The 6,805-nt window shown below is 70.6% G+C and carries 8 protein-coding genes; 3 read left to right on the top strand and 5 right to left on the bottom strand.

What is annotated here, in order from left to right; genetic code table 11:
- On the top strand, nucleotides 1-1,042 hold a 1,042-nt coding region (locus GA0115254_RS41815), incomplete at its 5' end, for an MFS transporter (protein ID WP_093900491.1).
- Here the strand turns inward: GA0115254_RS41815 and GA0115254_RS41810 are convergent.
- The 4 genes from GA0115254_RS41810 to GA0115254_RS45095 form a co-directional block, all read right to left on the bottom strand.
- Nucleotides 1,004-1,849: a spermidine synthase gene (locus GA0115254_RS41810; protein WP_093900490.1), complete on the bottom strand. Its 846-nt coding sequence runs from the start codon at nucleotides 1,847-1,849 to the stop codon at nucleotides 1,004-1,006. The two genes, GA0115254_RS41815 and GA0115254_RS41810, sit on opposite strands and share 39 nt — an antisense overlap.
- 22 nt (nucleotides 1,850-1,871) lie before the next feature.
- Entirely contained in the window at nucleotides 1,872-2,717 is an 846-nt protein-coding gene (locus GA0115254_RS41805; RefSeq protein WP_093900489.1) for a patatin-like phospholipase family protein, read from the bottom strand.
- A 74-nt stretch (nucleotides 2,718-2,791) separates the two neighbouring features.
- Nucleotides 2,792-3,961 carry an elongation factor Tu gene (gene tuf, locus GA0115254_RS41800; RefSeq protein WP_093900488.1) on the bottom strand — a complete coding sequence of 390 codons (1,170 nt, stop codon included), beginning with the start codon at nucleotides 3,959-3,961 and terminating at the stop codon, nucleotides 2,792-2,794.
- Nucleotides 3,962-4,053: 92 nt separating this feature from the next.
- Entirely contained in the window at nucleotides 4,054-4,197 is a 144-nt protein-coding gene (locus GA0115254_RS45095) for a hypothetical protein (RefSeq protein WP_176740518.1), read from the bottom strand.
- A gap of 205 nt (nucleotides 4,198-4,402) precedes the next feature.
- Here GA0115254_RS45095 and GA0115254_RS41795 point away from each other — a divergent pair, with 205 nt between their 5' ends.
- Nucleotides 4,403-5,116 (top strand): TVP38/TMEM64 family protein, encoded by a 714-nt coding sequence (locus tag GA0115254_RS41795; RefSeq protein ID WP_093900487.1) that lies wholly within the window; start codon nucleotides 4,403-4,405, stop codon nucleotides 5,114-5,116.
- A gap of 211 nt (nucleotides 5,117-5,327) precedes the next feature.
- A complete protein-coding gene (locus tag GA0115254_RS41790) occupies nucleotides 5,328-6,200 on the top strand; it encodes an undecaprenyl-diphosphate phosphatase (protein ID WP_093900486.1) in 873 nt (290 codons plus the stop codon).
- 339 nt (nucleotides 6,201-6,539) lie between these two features.
- On the opposite strand, the gene GA0115254_RS41785 is transcribed toward GA0115254_RS41790, so the two are convergent.
- Nucleotides 6,540-6,758, bottom strand: coding sequence for a hypothetical protein (locus GA0115254_RS41785; protein WP_093900485.1), 219 nt, complete (start codon nucleotides 6,756-6,758; stop codon nucleotides 6,540-6,542).
- Nucleotides 6,759-6,805: the final 47 nt, after the last annotated feature.

Below are 6,805 nucleotides of genomic sequence, written 5' to 3'. Positions count from 1 at the left end.
CGCGCTCAACTGCGTCTCCCAGGCCGCCTTCGCCTGGCTGGTCCTGGCCGGCGATCCGAAGCTGTGGCAGATGATGCTGCTCACCGCTTTGTGCGGCACCGGGCAGGCGTTCTTCAACCCGGCGGCCGAGGGCATGCTGATGTCGAGCGTCAGCCGTGAGCAGGCGAGCCGCGCCTTCGCCCTCTTCCGGATGTCCATGCAGGGGGCGGCGATCGGCGGTGCGGCGCTCGGCGGCGCCATGATTGCGGCGATGGACCCGGGCTGGGTGCTGGCCATCGATGCCGCGTCCTTCGCGGTGGCGGGGGCGCTGCGCGCCTTCCTGGATGTCAGCCACATTCCGTCGCGCGCACCGGGCGGCGGCCTGCTCGCCGATCTGCGGGACGGCTGGCAGGAGTTCATCGGCCGCCCCTGGCTGTGGAGCATCGTGGCGCAGTTCTCGGTGGTGGTCGCCGCCGTGGGTGCCGCCGAGTCCGTCTACGGACCATTGGTCGCCCGGGACGAGCTCGGTGGCGCCCGCCCCTGGGGCTTCGCGCTCGCCGCGTTCGGGGTCGGCACACTGGGCGGGGCACTCTTGATGATGCGCTGGAAGCCCCGGCGCTTGCTGCTGGCCGGAACCCTGTGCGTCTTCCCGCTGGCCCTGCCGTCGGCAGGACTGGCGGTGCCGTTGCCGGTGGTCGGGCTCTGTGTGGTGATGTTCGTCAGCGGGGTCGCCATCGAGGTGTTCGGGGTCTCGTGGATGACGGCCATGCATCAGGAGATCCCGGAGGAGAAGCTGTCGCGCGTCTCGGCGTACGACTGGTTCGGCTCGGTGGCGATGATGCCGGTCGCCACCGCGCTCGCCGGTCCGGTGGAGACCCTGGTCGGGCGCAGTGAGGCCCTGTGGGGCTGCGCGGGGCTGATCGTACTGGTCACCGGCGCCGTGCTGTTCGTACCCGAGGTACGCAATCTGACCCGCGCCGGCGTCACCACCGAGATGGTGACGGCCAAGGCGCAAGGACCGGCCTCAGCCGATGCTGAAGGCCCCGTCGGGCGGCTCGGGTGAGGCGACCGCCTCGCCGTCCCTGACCGGCCGCGCGGCTTTGACGAGCCGGTCCAGCGACGTCCCGTGCTCGACCCTTGCGGGGAAGGCGTCGGCGGCGCAGCGGCGGGTCAGCGCCGCCGTGTCGATGGGGCTTCGGGACGCGACGAGGACGACGTTGCCGAAGCGCCGGCCGCGCAGCACTGACGGTTCGGCGATCAGCGCGAGCTCCTCGAAGACGGCCGCGAAGGTGGCCAGTTGGGAGCGGAGGAAGCCGAATGGTGCGCCGTCCGCGAGGTTGGCGGCGTAGATTCCACCGTCGCGCAGCGCCCGACGGGCAGCCTGCGCGTACTCGACGGTGGTGAGGTGGGCGGGCACTCGCGAGCCGCCGAACACATCCGCGATCAGAACGTCGACGGAGCCGGGCGGGGTCTGTTCCAGCCTGCTGCGTGCGTCCGTGCCGTGCACGGTGATCCCGCTGCCGTCGGGGACCGGCAGATGCTCGGCGACCAGGGCGAGGAGCCCGAGGTCGGCCTCGGCGACGTCCTGGCGGGAGCCCGGCCTGGCCGCGGCGACATAGCGGGGCAGGGTGAGCGCACCACCGCCGAGATGGAGTACGTCCAGCGGTGCGCCCGGTGCCGCGGCGCAGTCCACGACATGGGCGAGCCGTCGCGCGTACTCGAATTCGAGGTGGTCCGGCGCGTCGAGATCGACGTACGACTGGGGAGCACCGTCGACGGTGAGCAGCCAGGCCCTCTCCCGGTCCACGTCGGGCAGGAGTCTGGCGGTGCCCTGGTCCACATCCCGGATGACAGGTATCGACTCGTTCACTCCCCCATTGTGGGGTGCCCGATCAGCTGCTCACGACCGCGGCCACGGCTTCGGCATGCGCCGACGACTGGGCGAGCCCGGCACGGGCCGCCGCGGCTCGTCGGCCGGGGTCGAGGGGGTTGCGGCCGAACGCCTTCTTCGCCGCCGCGTCCGGGGTGATGGCCTCCACGCGGGCGCCCTTCGCGGCCAGCTCGGCCGCCTGCGAGCGCGGCGAGACGATGACCTTGTTGCCACTGGCCGTCGGAGCGATGACGACGACGCGCCCGTAGCCTGCAGCGAGATGGGCGTTGGCCGGGGAGTGCACCCCGCCGTCGATCCAGGACCGTTCCCCGAAGGTGGCGACGGGCCATACGGCCGGGACGGCGGAGCTCGCGGTGACGGCGTCCACGAGGGATACTCCACTGTCCTTGTCGAACGTGTGGAGTTCACCGGTGGCCGCGTCGACCGCGGTGATGCGCAGGGAACGCCCGGGCCAGTCGGGCGACAGGAGACGGCCGGCGATCGCCGCACGCCGTTCCTCCGCCGTGATGCCGAGGTGTGCATCCTTCGCGATCCGGGCCAGCTTCCGCCCGTATGCCTCGGGGGTACGTGCGGACAGCACGGCCCCCGCATAGCGCAGGAACGTCAGCGCGCCGAGCTTGCCGCCGGTCATGCCCTGCGGATCGGCGAGCTGGAGTTCGTACAGTTCCGGAAGGCCGAGCAGTCCGGAGGCCAGCTGCGCGCCGACCACCGCCCCCGCCGAACTGCCGATGATCAGATCGACGGTGGACAGGTCCACGTCCGCCTTCGCGAGCCCGTACAGAATTCCGGTCGTCCAGGCGCCGCCCGTGACGCCGCCGGCACCGAGCACCAGTGCTGTGTCTGTCATACCGTCAGTCTTGCTCACGGCACCGGGCCCGCCTCCCGTGGGGTACGGGAAGCGGGCCCCTGGTGCGACACGGCTCAGAGCAGTCCGGTGACGGTGCCCGCGCCGACAGTGCGGCCGCCCTCGCGGATCGCGAAGCCGAGTCCGGTCTCCAGCGGGACGTCGCGGCCCAGCTCGACGGTCAGGTCGACCGTGTCCCCGGGTCGCGCCACCGCCACCGCACCGAGGTCGACGTCGCCCACGACGTCCGCGGTGCGGATGTAGAACTGCGGCCGGTATCCGGTGGTCACCGGGGTGGTCCGGCCGCCCTCCCGCGCCGACAGGACATACACCTGTGCGGTGAAACGGCGGCTCGGCGTCACGCTGCCGGGCGCCGCGACCACATGACCGCGACGCACCCGGTCGCGCTCCACCCCGCGCAGCAGCAGGGCCACGTTGTCTCCGGCCTCCGCGGACTCCATCGGCTTCCCGAAGGTCTCCAGACCGATGACGACCGTCTCGATGTCCGGGCCCAGCACCGACACCCGGTCACCGACCCGCACGATGCCGCGCTCGACGGCTCCGGTGACGACGGTGCCCCGGCCGGTGATGGTCAGGACGTTCTCCACCGACAGCAGGAACGGCGCGTCGGTGTAGCGGACCGGCATCGGCACATACGTGTCGACGGCGTCCAGCAGCGCCTCGACGGCCGCGGTCCATCGCGGGTCGCCCTCCAGGGCCTTCAGGCCCGACACCCGTACGACGGGGACACCGTCGCCACCGTAACCGTGCGCGGAGAGCAGCTCGCGGACCTCCAGCTCGACCAGGTCGGTCAGCTCGGGGTCACCCGCGTCCGCCTTGTTGAGGGCGACGACGATGTGGTCCACACCCACTTGACGGGCCAGCAGGACGTGCTCGGCGGTCTGCGGCATGATCCCGTCGAGCGCGGAGACGACGAGGATCGCCCCGTCGAGCTGAGCGGCGCCGGTGACCATGTTCTTGATGTAGTCGGCGTGACCCGGCATGTCGACATGCGCGTAGTGACGGGTGTCGGTCTCGTACTCGACGTGCGCGATGTTGATGGTGATGCCGCGCCGGGTCTCCTCCGGCGCCCGGTCGATCCGGTCGAACGGGACGAACGTGCCGGTTCCGCGGTCGCTGAGGACCTTGGTGATGGCGGCGGTCAGGGTGGTCTTGCCGTGGTCGACGTGGCCCATGGTGCCGATGTTGAGATGCGGCTTGGTGCGCACGTATGCCGTCTTGGGCATGGCTCATTCCTTGGAATTCGAAGCTGAGAGAGAAGACCCCAGGGCCTCGCCGACCCTCCCCTTACGGGGTCCGCCGGACTGTCGGGGGAGGGTCAGCTTCGTGCGCCGCCGATGGGCGCTGCGGCAGCGGTGAACGCTGCCGCTGCGACAAGTGCCGCTGCGGTGACGGGGTTCACGGCAGCCTTCGGCGCGTCCGCGACTGCGGACTGCGCTGCGAGGAAGGCGTACCGGAACATGGGTCCGATCATGGCCGACCGGCACGGCCACGTCGAATGGTTTTCCGGCGGACACCTCGAGCCGGACACGGGAGTTCGGGTTCCTCCTCGCCGTCGCAGTGCCTGGTCCGCGGGACGTCGGCAGCGCACGGGAGCGATGTCGGCCGCCCGGCTCGTACCGTGCACGTCACGGTGATCACACCCGGACGTCGGTTAGTCTCCCCGCATGCTCGACCCCGTCCCCGCCGCCCGGCCCACAGGCGGCCTCGCCGTGCGCTGCACGAGGGCGCTGCTCTCGCCCTGGTCCCGGTTCTCGTTGCTCGTGGCGGTGCTGCTGGCCGCCGCGGCGACGATGCTGTTCCTCGAACCCCAACGGCTGCTCGCCACCGGCTGGCCGGCCCAGTTGAGCGGTGGCGCCAACGCCGTCGTGCTGTTCGGTGCCGCGTACGGCGTGTGCACGGTGGCCTTCGTACCGCGGCCACTGCTCAATCTCGCCGCCGGTGCGCTGTTCGGTTCGCAGGCGGGGCTGGTCGCTGCGCTGGCGGGTACGGTGCTCGGCGCGGGCATCTCGTTCGGGCTGGGCAGGGTGCTCGGGCAGGACGCGCTCCGTACGCTGCTGCGCGGGCGCTGGCTCAAGGCGGCGGACGGTCAGCTGAGCCGGCACGGTTTCCGCTCGATGCTGGCGCTGCGGCTGTTCCCCGGTGTGCCGTTCGCGGCGGCCAACTACTGCGCGGCCGTCTCGCGCATGAGGTATCCGCCGTTCCTGATCGCCACCGGGCTCGGCTCGGTCCCGAACACCGCCGCGTATGTCGTCGCGGGCAGCGAGGCCTCGTCACCGACGTCGCCCGCGTTCCTGGCCGCGATGGGCTTCATCGTGCTGACGGGGCTCGGCGCCGTCGTCGTCGCCTGGCGCAAGCGTCACCGCCTCGCCGCCGAGTGATCCGGTACGCGTGGGAGCAGACACCGGGGCGGTGGGCGGCGCGGGGGTACACGTATCGCTGTTCATCTGAGGGCGATACCCTGCCCGCGACCGACCGAAGATCTCCGGGCCCGGCATGGCCCTGCCCTCATTTGACCGCAATGCGCACGTTGCCGACGGCCCCTGCTGCCGTCGGCCGATGCACGATCACCTCCGGGATGGCCAAAGCCCCATGAGCTGGTTCGAATCGTTCGTCCTGGGCCTCGTTCAGGGACTGACCGAGTTCCTGCCGATCTCCTCCAGCGCACATCTGCGGCTCACCGCAGCGTTCGCCGGCTGGCACGACCCGGGTGCGGCGTTCACCGCCATCACCCAGATCGGCACGGAGGCAGCAGTCCTCATCTACTTCCGCAAGGACATCGTCCGGATCGTCTCGGCCTGGTTCCGCTCGCTGACCAACCGGTCGATGCGCAGCGACCACGACGCCCAGATGGGCTGGCTGGTCATTGTCGGCTCCATCCCCATCGGTGTGCTCGGTGTGACGTTCAAGGATCAGATCGAGGGGCCCTTCCGCGATCTGCGGCTGATCGCCACCACCCTGATCGTCATGGGCATCGTCCTCGGCATCGCCGACCGTCTCGCCGCCCGCGACGAGGCAGGCGGCAGGCACCGGGCCGCCAAGGAGCGCAAGACGCTGAGGGAACTCGGAGTCAAGGACGGCCTGATCTTCGGCTTCTGCCAGGCGATGGCCCTGATCCCGGGTGTCTCCCGCTCCGGCGCCACCATCAGCGGCGGTCTGCTGATGGGATACACCCGCGAGGCGGCGGCCCGTTACTCCTTCCTGCTCGCGATCCCGGCGGTGCTCGCCTCGGGTGTCTTCGAGCTCAAGGACGCGGGCGAGGGGCACGTGTCGTGGGGGCCGACGATCTTCGCGACGCTCATCGCATTCGGTGTGGGCTATGCCGTTATCGCCTGGTTCATGAAGTTCATCACGACCAAGAGCTTCATGCCGTTCGTCATCTACCGCGTGCTGCTGGGCGTACTGCTGTTCGCCCTGGTGGCGGCCGGTGTGCTGAGCCCGCACGCGGGCGAGTCGGCGGGCTAGTGAGGGGTCTGGGCCCTCTTTCGGCGCCCGGGCCAACGACCAGAGCTGGAGATCATCAGAGCGAATCAGAGGCGATTCAAGCCCGCTCGACGTGATCACACGTGCCACGCGCATGACCACCATGCGTTCGGGCGAGTTTGTACAGCCCCGGCAACACGGCCTCGCCCGGACCTCCGTGTCCAGGACGTGCACGCCGAGCCGGTCGCGGATGATCCCGACGCCTGCCGCACCGGTGGTGAGGGGCTTCTTGCACCGGATACAGCCACGACCGGCGGACTGGTCCCCTTCAACGTCCCCGGGTCGGGGAGCCGCCGGGATGCCAGTTCCTCGGCAAGGCCGTCATCGCGCCTGCTCGGCTTCGCGGGCGGCGCAGGCTGCGGCGTCCGAGCAGGCTCGCGGGAACCAGCTGTACGCGGCGCCGCCTTCGGGCCGGGCCCGCTTTTCGCCGAGGTCCATGTCCTCGCCGACGGTGAGAGCAGTCCTGCACCAGACGCAGGACCATCCGCGCTGCTGCTGCTCCGTCAGGTCACTGACTGGCGGTAGGTCCCTCACGGTCATGGCGTCCCCGGCACTCGTCGATCAGGTACGAGACCAGCGTGACGGTC

The organism is Streptomyces sp. Ncost-T10-10d, from assembly GCF_900091955.1.
Lineage (GTDB): Bacteria > Actinomycetota > Actinomycetes > Streptomycetales > Streptomycetaceae > Streptomyces.
Note: the sequence above shows the minus strand (reverse complement) of the source record. Positions and strands in the feature narration are given on the sequence as shown.

Coding starts and splice junctions, on each gene's coding strand:
- GA0115254_RS41805 (WP_093900489.1), bottom strand. CDS start 2,717: ATGACAGACACAGCACTGGTGCTCGGTGCCGGCGGCGTCACGGGCGGC.
- tuf (WP_093900488.1), bottom strand. CDS start 3,961: ATGCCCAAGACGGCATACGTGCGCACCAAGCCGCATCTCAACATCGGC.
- GA0115254_RS45095 (WP_176740518.1), bottom strand. CDS start 4,197: ATGTTCCGGTACGCCTTCCTCGCAGCGCAGTCCGCAGTCGCGGACGCG.
- GA0115254_RS41795 (WP_093900487.1), top strand. CDS start 4,403: ATGCTCGACCCCGTCCCCGCCGCCCGGCCCACAGGCGGCCTCGCCGTG.
- GA0115254_RS41790 (WP_093900486.1), top strand. CDS start 5,328: ATGAGCTGGTTCGAATCGTTCGTCCTGGGCCTCGTTCAGGGACTGACC.
- GA0115254_RS41785 (WP_093900485.1), bottom strand. CDS start 6,758: ATGACCGTGAGGGACCTACCGCCAGTCAGTGACCTGACGGAGCAGCAG.